General features: G+C 66.4%; 8 protein-coding genes. 2 read left to right on the top strand and 6 right to left on the bottom strand.

Translation table 11 applies throughout. The annotated features are described in order from the left end of the window. Positions 1 to 221 precede the first annotated feature (221 nt). From SB786_RS30590 to SB786_RS30570, 5 genes are all read right to left on the bottom strand, one after another. A complete protein-coding gene (locus tag SB786_RS30590; RefSeq protein ID WP_410730719.1) occupies positions 222 to 797 on the bottom strand; it encodes a hypothetical protein in 576 nt (191 codons plus the stop codon). Between the two features lie 137 nt (positions 798 to 934). Further along, entirely contained in the window at positions 935 to 1885 is a 951-nt protein-coding gene (locus tag SB786_RS30585) for an OmpA family protein (protein WP_410730718.1), read from the bottom strand. A 4-nt stretch (positions 1886 to 1889) separates the two neighbouring features. Then, positions 1890 to 2879, bottom strand: a complete 990-nt coding sequence (gene tagF, locus SB786_RS30580) for a type VI secretion system-associated protein TagF (protein WP_006757146.1) — start codon at positions 2877 to 2879, stop codon at positions 1890 to 1892. Continuing rightward, a complete protein-coding gene (gene tssM, locus SB786_RS30575) occupies positions 2876 to 6817 on the bottom strand; it encodes a type VI secretion system membrane subunit TssM (protein ID WP_410730717.1) in 3942 nt (1313 codons plus the stop codon). The genes tagF and tssM overlap by 4 nt, the downstream gene beginning before the upstream one ends. A gap of 300 nt (positions 6818 to 7117) precedes the next feature. Next, the gene (locus SB786_RS30570) at positions 7118 to 7963 is read right to left on the bottom strand and encodes a M15 family metallopeptidase (RefSeq protein ID WP_410730716.1); all 846 of its coding nucleotides are present in this window, start codon (positions 7961 to 7963) and stop codon (positions 7118 to 7120) included. Between the two features lie 121 nt (positions 7964 to 8084). On the opposite strand from SB786_RS30570, the gene SB786_RS30565 reads away from it, so the two are divergent. Both SB786_RS30565 and SB786_RS30560 read left to right on the top strand, forming a co-directional pair. Then, a complete protein-coding gene (locus SB786_RS30565; RefSeq protein WP_410730715.1) occupies positions 8085 to 9053 on the top strand; it encodes a phage tail protein in 969 nt (322 codons plus the stop codon). A gap of 186 nt (positions 9054 to 9239) precedes the next feature. Beyond that, a complete protein-coding gene (locus tag SB786_RS30560) occupies positions 9240 to 10268 on the top strand; it encodes a transporter (RefSeq protein ID WP_410730714.1) in 1029 nt (342 codons plus the stop codon). A gap of 145 nt (positions 10269 to 10413) precedes the next feature. Here the strand turns inward: SB786_RS30560 and SB786_RS30555 are convergent, their stop codons facing one another. Further along, entirely contained in the window at positions 10414 to 12582 is a 2169-nt protein-coding gene (locus SB786_RS30555; RefSeq protein ID WP_410730713.1) for a M1 family metallopeptidase, read from the bottom strand. Between the last annotated feature and the right edge of the window lie 17 nt (positions 12583 to 12599).

Raw genomic sequence — 12599 nt, 5'->3', positions numbered from 1 at the left:
TCGGCGAGCGATTCACGCAGGCGCGTGGATAACCTGTTGTTCAACCGCCTCGCCCACAAAAATGCGGACAGGTTCCTTGGAATGCACGAGTGCCTCACTGTTATCGGAAACAGGGACATGATCAGTGAATGGCGATTCTCGCGCTACACACTACGGCGATCAGCTGCCTCACGTGTGTCGAGGCGACCAAGCGTGATCCGAAACCAGTCTTTCCGTATGCGTCATGAACCGCTGACGCGACTGCATGTTCGCCGCGTTTTGCGCTTTGCCGCGTTCCTTTTGCGCTCCTCAATCCACGGCAGCAGCGAAATACCCGCCGCACACAACACCAACCCGCCGACCACAGCGAACAGACCGAATCCGATTTCCCGTACCCACGCCCCGCCCACCACCGCTTCGTTTCGCCGGGCAATGCCCGGAAACATCGACGAAACGCGCAGGCCGTCGTTCGCGGCCGCGCTGCAATACGTCTTCGTGAACGCGACAAACTGTTCGCGGCTGATGTTCGAGGCGGCCGACCGCGAATACACCGGCGACCCGGCAGGCTGCCACGTCGTATCGTACTGCTGCGTCTGTCCCGCGCCATAGCGGAAGACGGCGCGCGCCTCCCATGTCACACTGGATTTGCCATATCGCAGAGACAACTCACATCGCTCGACAATGGCGGGGACGTGAGGCCACGCACGAGCGCGAACGAGGATGGCCGAATTGATCGTGGCAGCTGCACCCGCCAGCACGAGGAAGCCACCGGCGAACAGAAGAATGGCCGACCGAAAGCAGCGCAGTGCGTATTTCACTGGAATATGGCTGGATTCAGTAGTCTGTCCGCCCGGCGACCGGCTCGTTGATACTGCGGAGCAGATGGGGCCTGCGCAATCCGCGGCACGAATCTGCCGGTATCCTGCCCCGGTTCGCCATGTCGCGGAATCGCCGCCTACTGCCCCACCCGAAACTCGATCCGTCGATTCCTCGCCCGTCCCTCCGCCGTATCATTCGGCGCAATAGGCTGATCCGGCCCAACCCCCGTCGTCGTCATCTGCTGCGGCGGAATGCTCTTCGTGATCAGATACCCCTTCACCGCATCCGCGCGCGCCTGGCTCAGCGCGATGTTCGACGTCCGGTTCCCCGAGTTGTCGGTGTGGCCGATGATGTCGACCGTGCGGTTCTGCAACTTCGACAACGCGGCCGCCATCTGATCGAGAATCTGCCTGCCTTGCGGCGTGAGCGTCGCGCTGCCCGTCTCGAACTCGATCGTGCGGTTCGCGAGCGTCTGGTCGAGCAGCCCCTGCTCGGACGCCGACACGCGCAGCCCGTTCTTGATCGTATACGTCGGGTTCAGCGTGTTCGCCATGTCGCTCGCGAGCTGCTGGCGCTGCGCCTCGTTGTGCACCTCGCCCTTCATCTCGATCTGCGTGCCGTTGATCTTCAACTGCCCCTTGCTGATCTGCTTGAGCTGCGCGCCGAGCAGTTTCTGCACGTTCGCGCTCCAGTTCGGCGGCGTCGCGACGTCGCCGACCTCGATCTGGTCGACCACGTTCGCCGCGCCGTAGGTGTCGCGCAGCTTCTGCAGCACGGCGGCCTTGGTCGCCTCGTCGGGCACCTTGCCGCCGGCCACCACCTGGCCGGGCGTCGCGTTCGCGGGCGGCGGCGCGATCGTGTCGGCCGTGCCGTGCACCACCGTGCCGGACACCGCGGCCGGCGCGGCGGCGGGATTGGTATTCGCGGGCAGGGCGGCGGTCGCGACCGTGCCGTTGCCGACCGGCGTGACGGTCGCGCCGCCCATGTTCTGCGCATAGGCCGCGCCGCTGCCGATGAGGCCGGCGGCCACGAGGGCGGCCACGAACGGCGACAAGCGCGCGCGGCGGACGTGAATCGTGCGTTGCATCGCGTCAGCCTCCGATGAACGCTTCGCGGAATGCGTCGATGGCGACGCGCAGCGAGAGTTGCGGTTGGTCGAGGTAACTGACGAGCTTGCTGATCTGGTGATCGTTTTGCGCATGGGCGTCGATCCACTCGGGATCGTCGATGTCGATGTTGTGGGCGGCGTAGGTTTGCGGGTCGACGACGCTCAGCAGCGTCTTCGAAGACGCGCCGTTGAAGCCGATGATCAACCGCTCGCGCTCGGCGATCGTGCCGATGAAGATCGCGAGCTCGAAGTCGGCCTGCGCGACGAACGGTGCGATCAGTTCGAGCCAGAACGCGGCGACGAGGCTGCGATAGAACGGATCGACCGGCAACGGCAGCGTGAGGCCGCGCTCGATGTGCGACGAACCGCTCTGCATCACGGGCCGCAACAGCGAGCCGAGTGCGAGCATCGCACCGCGCAGCCGCACCGGATGGCCGCTTTCGAGCAGCATCTGCTGCAAGCCGTACAGCGACTGGTGTTCGATGAAGTCGTTGAAGGTGCCGTCATGCGACGTGCCGGGGCCGCCGACGTCGATCGGCACCTGCGTGTCGCCGAGCGCCTGCAGCGCGCCGGGCGGCTCCTCCTTGGCCAGCAGCGGCGAGATCTGCGCGGCGACGCGCGACCACAGCCGCGCGAACGCGAGCGGGCTGCGCGCGAGGAACGCAAGCGGCCGGTCGACTTCCAGCGCGGTCGCGCCAAGGAACGGGAAGCGGCGCATCGACACGTCATGGCTCGCGACCATGTGGCCCGCGATCGCGAGCTTGCTGCGCGAGCCGAGGAACGCGAAATGCATCGGCTTCGCATCCTCGTAGACGATCTTCCAGCGCGGATCTTCCGCGAGCAGTTCGAGCGCCTGCGCGATCCAGCGATCGAGCGTTTGCAGCAACTGCGGATTGTGCGGGCTCTTCACGAAGTCGCCGCGCGACGGAATCTTGCCGAAGTAGGCGATCTGCGCCTGAACGGTTTGCGTCATTGCGCCCCCTGTGCATTCGTTGCGGTGGCGGCCGTGACGGCCGGTGCCGCGGCCGGCACGCCCGTGCCGGCCTGCGTCGCGTTCTGTGCCGCGCCCGCGCTCGCGTCGGCGACCGACGACGGCAGCTGCAGGCCGCGCAGGCTCTGCTGTTGCGGCTGATCGCCGCCGCCGCTCGTCGGCTGCGACGTGCTGATGATGCGCATCGTCACCGACACGTTCACGCTGCCCTGGACCCACGTGAGGTCGAAGGTGCCGTCCGGACGGCGCTTGCGCTGCGCGGAGTTGATCAGCTTCTCGAGACCGTAGCGGCCCGGCTCGTTGACGAGCTGCACCGTGCGGCCGTCGAAGGTCGTCGCGGACAGCGTCGCGCCCGGCGAACCCTGCGGGTTCGGCCATACGAAGTTGGTCCACTGCGGCGGCGTGTTGCGGTAGCGCAGTTGCTGGCCGTCGATCGCGATCGTGTATTCCGTCGTGCCCGTGCTCGGCTGCGGCAGGATCTGGAACACGGTCTGCGGTTCGGCCGCCGCGGCCGCGCCGCCCGCGGCGCCGCCGGCGAGCGGGGCGACCCAGCGCGCGAAGCCGCTCGTGAAGTCAGGCGTGAGGCCGATGCCCATGTCGCCCCACGTGCGGGCCGCGAGCGTGTCGCCGCGGCGCACCGCGAGCGGGCCCAGCGTCGTGCCGACGAACTTGGCGATCGCACCGTCCGGGCCGAACACCTGCGCGATTTCGCCTGCGCCGGCCTCGACCTTCGCATTCGCGGCGAACGGGTACTTCGTCGCGAGCGAGCTCTGGAACGGCTGGTAGACCTGCGCGTTCCACACCTTGTTGACTTCGGCGCTGGCCGGCTGGATCACCACCGAGAACGCCTGCATCAGCGGGCGCACCAGCAGCGGACGCAGCGACTTGCGTTGCGAATCGGTGAGGCCGGTCAGCATCTGCTCGTCGACGAACTTCAGCGAATCGGCGAGTTCCGAGCCGTTGCCGTCGAGCGTCTGCTGCATCAGCTGGCGCGCGCCGGGGCCGGGGTCGCCCTGGTTCTTGATCACGTTGAAGCGCGTGCGCACCTTCGACAGCGAGTCCATGTAGCCCTTGAGCATCGACGTGCCGTCGTGCGTCGCGACGATCCGCGCGAGCCCGATGAACTCCTGGCCGATCGGACCCATCGGCACCTCGGCCGGATTGCCGTTGATGTCGATGTTCGCGGCCGCCATCTGGCCGGCCTGCGAGCGCGTGAACAGTTGCTTGACCCAGTTCACGACACCCGTCTGCGCCTTCTTGATCGCCACGTTCGCGAGCGACGGGTTGTCCCACGACGTCTGGTCGTACGCGGTCTCGAGGATCTTGCGGATCGGCGAATCCTGCGGGTCGCCGAGGCGGTTCATCCCGTCGACGGCCTGGCCGAAGCTGGTGAAGCCTTGCACCGCGATGCCCTGCATGAACTTCTGCCAGTGCTGCGCGTACTCGGTCTTGTACATCCCGACGAGGGTCTTCTGGATCTGCTCGGGGCTGCCTTCCAGCGTCAGGTCGTCCTGCGTCGACGTGTTCAGCACCCAGTCCTTCGCCTGCAGCTCCTTGGTCGCCGCGTCGCGGATCGCCGGCTGCACGTAGTCGAACCAGGCTTCACGCGTGAACGTGCCCGGAATCGCGTAGCTGCCGGCGACCAGTCCCTGGTTGCCGTCGCCGACGATGCGCGCGATGGTCATCGGCGCGAAACGGGTCGACGCACGCGCCTTGATTTCCTCATAGACGCGCTGGCGGGCCGGCATGCCGCGCACGACGCGGCGCAGGTTCTCGCGGGTCTGGTCGACGAGCGCGAGGTTCGCGTCGATCATCGGCCAGTCGTCGTCGGTCACGCGCGACAGATAGAACGAGATCATGCGCTCGGCGCTCTTGATCATCTCGTCGCGCGGCATGTTGCCGCGATTCGTCTCGAGCCAGCCGCGCCAGAAGCGGGCGAGCTGGTCGGTCAGGTGCGCCTGTTCGACGTGACGCTTGTCGGACAGCATCAGGTAGGTCTTCAGCGCGTTGTACGCGTCCTGCACGTTGGTCGGCGACGCGTCGCTGTAGAGCCCGCCCTGCGGAGCAGCCGGCTGTTGCGGCGCGGCGGCCGTCGCGGCGGATGCGCCTTGCGCGGCGCCGGCCGGCGGTGCGGCGCCCGGCGGGTTCGTCGAGACCGGCAGCGCGCCGCCCTGCACGGCACCCGATTCGGGCGGGCGCGTCATTGGCACGAGCTGCTCGGGGTGCGCGTTCACGTCCTTCATGAACGACGCCAGGTTCTGCGAGACCGGCGCGAGCAGGATCTGGCGCACGCCGTTGTAGTACTCGGTCAGCAGGTGCTGCTCGAGACGGTCGCCCTGGTACAGGCCGAGCGATACCGACACCGGCTTGTCGCGGCGGAACTGCTCGAGCTGTTCGATCCGGTCTTCCAGGATGTCCATCGCCTGCAGGCGCGACTGCAGGTCGTTGCGGCCTTGCTGAAGGCGCGTGACGTTGTCGAGGTCGGCCTGCACGTTCGCGACGAGCTGCTGGTTGCCGATCGTCGACCAGGTCCAGCCGCCGAGCGCGAGCGCGAGGGCCGCGACGAAGCCGAAGAAGGTCGCGTAGCGCAGCCGGGTCTTGGTCGGGCTCGCGAACTGGCGCACGGTCTGGCGGTCCGCGAAGATCACCTTCGAGAACAGGTCGCGCAGGAAGAAGCCGTTCTTCGAGAACGCGCTGTGCGGCTTCGGCAGCGCGTTCGCGTCGAGGCCGAAGCGGTGCGCGATGCGCTGCGCGGCGGCGCTGTTGGTTTCGCCTTCCTGCAGCGCGCTGGTGAAGTAGAAGCCGCGGAAGATCGGCTTGTACTGGAACGGGTTGTTCTCGAACAGCGTCGCGAGGAACGCGCGCAGCGACGGCTTGATCGTCGAGAATTCGAGCGGGAAGCTCAACTGGCCCGGCGACAGCTGGTTGCCGCGCGACAGCGACAGCTGCGCGACGCTGATTTCCTTCAAGCCTTCGTACAGCTCCTCGAAGCGCTCGTCGAACAGCGCGACGACGTCACGCTTCTCGTCCGGTTCGTAGGGCAGGGTGGCGCCCCACACGCGGTCGTACTCGTGCTTGTCGCTGCTGCTGAAGAATTCGGTGAAGCCGGTGATCAGGTCGGCCTTCGTGAACATCACGTAGACCGGCGCGAACACCTCGAGCTTTTCCGTGAGCTCCTGAACGCGCTGACGGAGGTTCTTCGCGAGGTTGATCGCAAATTCGGGGCGGTTGCCGGTGAGTTCGGCGATGCTCGCGGTGACGATGATGCCGTTGATCGGCGCCTTCGGACGGTAGCGTTTCAGCAGGCCGAGGAAGCCGAGCCATTCGCTGCGGTCTTCCTCGTGCACAGAGTAGCGGCCGGCCGTGTCGAGCAGGATCCCTTCGGTCGTGAAGAACCAGTCGCAGTTGCGCGTGCCGCCGATGCCGTGGATCACGGCGCTGTTCTTGTCCGCGAACGGAAACTGCAGGCCGGAGTTCAGCACGGCGCTGCTCTTGCCCGCGGCCGGGTTGCCGATCACGATGTACCACGGCAGTTCGTACAGCGCGGAGCCGCCCGACACCTGGCCGATCTTCGACGTCTTGATCGTCTTCACCGCGTCGGACAGGCGCGTGCGCAGCACGTCGAGGTCGGCGGTCTTCGCGTCGGGCGCGAGCGCGGCCGCGGCCGGCGCGGCGATCTTGCCGGTTTCCGCCTGCTCTTCCAGCACCTGGCCCAACTGCTGGTTCGCGCGCTTCACGCGCCAGCGGCGCCACAACGCGACGGCGAGCCACAGCACGAGGATCGCCGCGAAGGCGGGCGCCGCCCACAGGAGCGGCAGCTGCAGCATGTCGGCGACGATGAAGAGAATCGCCGCTAGCGCGACGATCCCGACAATCGAGAGCGTACGCGGATGAGTCAGCACGTTGAGGATGCGTTGCATAGGACGTTCAGGTTCCGGTGCGATTCAGTGAGGCGACGCTGGCGCGCCGAGCGGCAAGGGTGGCGCTGCGATGTGTCGCCATGCTGTCAAGCGGGATGAAGGGGGCTGGCATCAATGCGCCCGCGGCATCGGAGAAGGCGCGCGCAATAACGAAAGGACGCTGTGAGAATTAAAACGGATGCGGCGGCCTGAAAAAATCGCGCAACGGAATGCCCGATCGATTGCGCCGCCCAAGTCGTTTCCTGCCGGGTGATTAAAAAGCCCCATGCCGCCCTCATTATTTCTTGTTCGGCAGCCTGACTAGCTGCCGCGTCCCAGTTTAAAACCGGGTTTATGGTATTCCACGTGCCCGAGATCCATCATCTTCCATCGGCCTCCCCAGGTCAGGCCGACCTGCTCGGCGACCTGGCCGTACAGCTGGTAGCCGCGCATCGCCCAGGGATCTTTCTCGGAAATGACCAGCTTGCCGTCGCGCAGGAACGCGTTGTCCGCCGCCAGCCCGAACTGGTGATAACTCTGGAAGGCCGCCGCATTGGTCACGTTGGTGCCCATCTGCGCGAGCCGGTTCTGCCGTTCCGGGCTCCGATAACCTTCCAGCAGCGCCATCTCGTAACCATATTGTTCGTGCATGATCTTGTAGACCAGCAGCAAACGCGTACGGAAATCGGGATCCAGCAGGTTCCAGTCGCGGCTCGCATCCTTCAGCGCCGGCCGCACCTGTTCGACTTCCTTCGTGGCAAAGACTTCCGGCGGCAACGGCGGCGGCGGCACGAGTTGTTCACCCTGCAACAGCGCGGCGATCTTCTCGTCGGGCACGCGCGCCGTGTCGTCGTACTGAAATAATTGCCGACCGCGTAACGCAATGGCCACCAATGGCGGCGTCGCAAGAATACCTGCCGACACCATAATCATCAAGCGCCGCCGAACCAGTAAATTTTGCACACCACTTAATGCGCCGCGCGTCGCGGTTGCCGATTTAACAATTTGACTGCGCGTGCGTGCGGCGCGATCGTTCGCGCGGCGCGTCAGGCGGCCGTGAAACTGGGCGACCGATTCGAAAACGGTCGCCCGGATACCCGGTAAAAGCAACAGGGCCGCGACCGCGACGGCAAGGGCGAAATAGGCGACGAGTGCGACGGCAATCAAGGAAATCCCCGGAAATTGGAATTGATTGTGTTTTGCAATGCTTGCTCTTAGAATCAGGCTGCTTTGAGAGGCCGGGCTATATTATCGCGGTGAATTAAACCAGGATTCAATGAGACGCTGAATGAGTGCGCCGGAAAATTCAAATTCGAAAACCCCGCCCAGCCTGCTGTCCGATACCAAACCGGCAGGCGAGGGCCGACCTCAGCAATCGCGCATTCTCGCGAATCTGGAAGGACGTGTCACGCCGCCAGCCGAGGCGCCGCGCCGTTCGCTGAAGGCGCCGATCGCGGCCGTCGTCGCGCTCGTGGTCGCCGTCGGCGGCTGGGGCGCGTGGCGCTGGCAGCAGCAAGCGGGCGAGCAGGCCGTCGTGCCCGCCGCATCCGTGCCGGCACCGGCGAAGGCCGAGGCGGCCAGCGGCGCCGCCGTGCAGGTCGCGCAGAATGCAGCGTCGGCCCCGCCCGCCGCGCAACCCGCGACGATCGTCAATGACGATGCCGCGTCCCAGACCGTTGCGTCCGCATCCTCTGCGTCGGGCGCGGACAGCAGCCGCTTGTCGCGCGCGCTCGCGAGCGGGGCCGACGATGCGTCGGGCGCAGCCACGGCAGGCGCCGCCGCGACGACGGCCGCCGCAGCAGCAGCGGCGACGAAATCGGCGAAGGCCGACACCGCGAAGGGCGACAAGGTCGCCGCGCGCGGCAAGGCCGATGCGAAGGCCGAAACGAAGGCAGAGGCCCGCAAGCATCACAAGGAACAGCAGGCGGAGCTCGCGCAGGCGAAGAAGCGTCGCGAAGCGACGACCCGTACCGCGAGCGCGAAGGCGTCCGGCAAGGACGACCCGGATGCGGATCTGCTCGCCGCGCTCGTCGCACGCACGAAACCGGCCGACAAGAAGGCCGCCGACCAGAAGGCGCAGGCCGTGCCGACCAGGACCGCCGCCACGACGGGCGGTGGTTCGCTCGCATCGCGCGTGAAGGATTGCTCGGAGCGCGGTTTCTTCGAGGATCAGCTGTGCCGCTGGCGTGTCTGCGACGGCCACTGGGGCAAGGATCCGGCCTGCCCGACCGCCGCGCAGTCGGAGCCGCGGCAGTAATCCGCGGCTTCGCGCCGGCCCGCTGATTGCACATGCGCCGCCCAAAGGGCGGCGCGTTGCTTTTTGGGATAGGCTGACGAGGCCGAGACGGGCGTATGTGACAGTGTCGCGAGAGCGTCACATCCGTCGGGCATACGTTTCGTTTTCATATCCCGGCGCGGCGCGCGCCGCACGACCTTCGACACGATGGACCTGATCGTACAGACTTACGGCGCCGATACGTCCGGCATGGTGTGCGGATTCCGCTTCGTCCCGGGCGGCTCGGGCGTGATGCTCGACGCCGAAGCGGCCGCTGCATGGCTGCGCACGTGCCGCGAGCGCGAGGCGACCGCATCGGACGATTTCGTCTGGCTGCACTTCAATCTCGCGCACGGCGCGAGCGAGCGCTGGATGCGCACGCACCTCGGGTTGCCCGACAGCTTCTTCGAATTCCTGCACGAAGGGTCGCGCTCGACGCGCATCGAGCAGGAGGACGGCGCATTGCGTGCGATCGTCAACGACGTGATGTTCAATCTCGAACTGACGCCGTCGGAAATCGCGACACTGTTCGTCCACGTCGAACGGCGCATCATGGTCACCGCGCGGCTCAAGCCGCTGCGCTCGGTCGACACGCTGCGCGCCGGCGTGCGCGACGGCGAGCGGTTCCGGTCGCCGGTCGAACTGCTCGTGCACCTGCTGCACGACCAGGCCGACCTGCTGATCCAGATCATGCGGCGCACGAGCGTCGACGTCGATCGCATCGAGGATCGCTTTCTATCGCAACGGCTCACGTCGAATCGCGTCGAACTCGGCGCGATGCGCCGCACGTTGACGCGCCTGCAGCGCATGCTGGCGCCCGAGCCCGGCTCGATCTTCCGGCTGCTCGCGAAACCGCCCGCGTGGCTGCATCCCGAAGACGTGCAGGAGCTGCGCGAGTCGACCGAGGCGTTCTCGCTCGTACTCGCCGATCTGTCCGGGCTCAACGAGCGGATCAAGCTGTTGCAGGAAGAGATCGGCTCGCGGCTCGACGAGCAGAACAACCGGACGCTGTTCACGCTGACGCTCGTGACCGTGATCGCGCTGCCGATCAACATCGTCGCGGGCTTCTTCGGGATGAACGTCGGCGGCGTGCCGTTCTCCGAGAACAAGCACGGCTTCTGGCTGATGGTGCTGCTCGTCGCGGGCTTTACCGCGCTCGCCGCGTGGTGGGCGTTTCGTCGGCGCGACGATCGCTAGGGCGTGAACACGCCCTAGCCCTCCGGTGCGGCGCGAGCGATACCGACAAAAAAACAGGCCCCGCATGCGGGGCCTGCCGAAGGACGTGACGACTTGAACGCCAGCCGGCGCCGCGAACCGCGCGGCACCGGCCGGCCGGACAACGTTACTGAACCAGCGTCTTGCGCGGCTTGAACATGCCCTGATAGCGCAGCGACGGACGTTCCTTCGCCGTCGGCGCGATGCCGCCGAAGCTCGGCGTCTGGCGCAGCTTCATCGCGGCCGGCGAAGCGACCGAGCCGATCGACGTCGAACGCGAAGCCGGCGCGAGGTTGTTCGCGACGAGCAGCGCAGCCTCGCTCTTCAGGTTCGCGAGCAGCACCGGGTCGGTCGAGCCGTTGACCTGCGTGAGCAGGCCGCTCCACGCGGCGTCGCTGTAGTTCACGACGTAGTAGTCGAGGCCGCTCGGATCCGCGACCACGCCCGTGCAGCCGTCGATCCGCGTCTGCGCCTGCGTGTCCTTCAGCGCGAGCGTCGTGTGTTTCGCGAGACCCTGGCCGTACGCGATCGTGATCGGTACCGTCCACTGCAGGCCCGGATACGCATTCTTGTTCGGGAACGGCTGCTGTTTGAGCGTGACGATCGTCTGGTTCTTCGTCATGTCGCACTGCGTATCGAGCGAGATCAGCGGCACGCCCGTCTGACGCACGTAGCTGTCGCCGATCGGGCCGACCGGCTGGCCGCTCGCCTTCGACAGTGCGTCCCACAGGCGCTTCGGCGTGCCGTTGCCGAACGAGTAGTCGACCAGATACTGCTGCAGGCCCTGGCGCAACGTCTGCTCGCCGAGATAGTTCTCGAGCGTCTTCAGCACGTGGCCGCCCTTGTCGTACGTGAACGCGCTCGCGCTCAGCACGAAGTCGTTCGACGCCCAGTCGTTGAAGTTCGGCGCGACCGGGAACGCGTTCGGGCCGATGTCGCGATTGATCACGCGGTACTTGTTCTTCACCTGGTCGAGCCAGCTGAACTCGTCGGGGAAGAACTGGATCGTCGTCTTCGTCTCGAAGAACGTCGCGAACGACTCGTTGAGCCAGACGTTGTCCCACCAGTCGGTCGTGACGAGGTCGCCGAACCACTGGTGCGCGACTTCGTGCGTCAGCACCTCGTTGCCGTAGTGCGACATCGGCTGGCCCGGCTGCGGCAGGATGTCGTCGGCGAACTCGAGGATCGACCCCCAGTTCTCCATCCCGCCGAAGTTCAGGTCCTTCTGCTCCTTGAACGCGTCGTTCGCGGCGACCGTATCGAACTTCGTCAGCGGCAGCGGGATGCCCGTGTAGCGGTAGTAGTAGTCGAGCGCCTGCTTGGTGCGGTCCATCGCGGGCTTCGCCCAGTCGCTCATGCCCGGCGGCGTGAACACGCGCAGGTGCAGGCCGCCCTTGCCGCCCGGCAGCGGGCTCGAGAAATCGTCCTCGTAGGTATCGAACATGCCGCCGCCGAAGAACAGCAGGTACGACGGCATCGGCGGGGTCTTCTCGAACTGCACGAGCTTGTAGCCGCCGCCGACGTTGGTCGCCGGCTTCTCGGCCGCATTCGACACGACGCGCCAGCTTTGCGGCACTTCGGCCGTCACTTCATAGGTCGGACGGAACGCCGGCTCGTCCCAGCCCGGGAACCACTGGCGCGACAGGTTGGTTTCGCCCTGCGTGAGGATCGCGCCGCTCGTCTTGCCGTCGGTGCCCTTCAGGTCGACGCGGAACACGCCTTCCGCGGCCGAGCAGCCCGGATACGGATCGTCGCCGCAACTGCCGCCCGTCTGCGTGGCCGGATCGTCGTACGACTTGAAGTTGATGATGCCCGACCACTCCATGTGCAGCGAATAGGTGCCCGGCGCGATCGTGCCGGCCGCGGGGCGCAACTGGTAGAAGTCGCCCTTGTCCTGCGGCGTCGCGATCAGCTGGATGTTGCCCGGCTGCAGCGTGATGCGGCCGTTCGTGAACTTGATCCGGTGGCCGGCGATCACGATGTTGTTGACCGGCTTCAGCACCTTGATTTCGACGTCGGCGCGCCCGTCGAACGCGTTCAGCGCGTCGTTCGGGCGGAACCACAGCCGGTAGTTGACCGGTACCACGGTGTCCGGCAGCTCGACAGGCGACACGCTCTTGTCGACGTTGGACGGGCCCGGCGGCGTGTTGGCGGCGGGCGACGAACCCGAGTGCGGCGCGCCGGCCGAGCTGAGTGCGGAAGCCGAGCCCACGCCGCCGTCGTCGCCGCCGCAACCGGCGAGTGCGAGTGCGGCGACCAGCGGCAGATAACGCATCTTGTGAATGTTGATCGACATGACTGAAACCTCGATTG

The organism is Burkholderia sp. SIMBA_062, from assembly GCF_046534765.1.
In the GTDB taxonomy this organism is placed as follows: Bacteria; Pseudomonadota; Gammaproteobacteria; order Burkholderiales; family Burkholderiaceae; genus Burkholderia; species Burkholderia ambifaria.
The sequence above is the reverse complement of the archived record's forward strand: the minus strand, read 5'-3'. Positions and strand labels throughout refer to the sequence as shown.

Excerpts from the sequence above, each read along its gene's own strand:
- SB786_RS30565 (WP_410730715.1), top strand. The coding sequence starts at position 8,085 with ATGAGTGCGCCGGAAAATTCAAATTCGAAAACCCCGCCCAGCCTGCTG.
- SB786_RS30560 (WP_410730714.1), top strand. The coding sequence starts at position 9,240 with ATGGACCTGATCGTACAGACTTACGGCGCCGATACGTCCGGCATGGTG.
- SB786_RS30585 (WP_410730718.1), bottom strand. The coding sequence starts at position 1,885 with ATGCAACGCACGATTCACGTCCGCCGCGCGCGCTTGTCGCCGTTCGTG.
- tagF (WP_006757146.1), bottom strand. The coding sequence starts at position 2,879 with ATGACGCAAACCGTTCAGGCGCAGATCGCCTACTTCGGCAAGATTCCG.
- tssM (WP_410730717.1), bottom strand. The coding sequence starts at position 6,817 with ATGCAACGCATCCTCAACGTGCTGACTCATCCGCGTACGCTCTCGATT.
- SB786_RS30555 (WP_410730713.1), bottom strand. The coding sequence starts at position 12,582 with ATGTCGATCAACATTCACAAGATGCGTTATCTGCCGCTGGTCGCCGCA.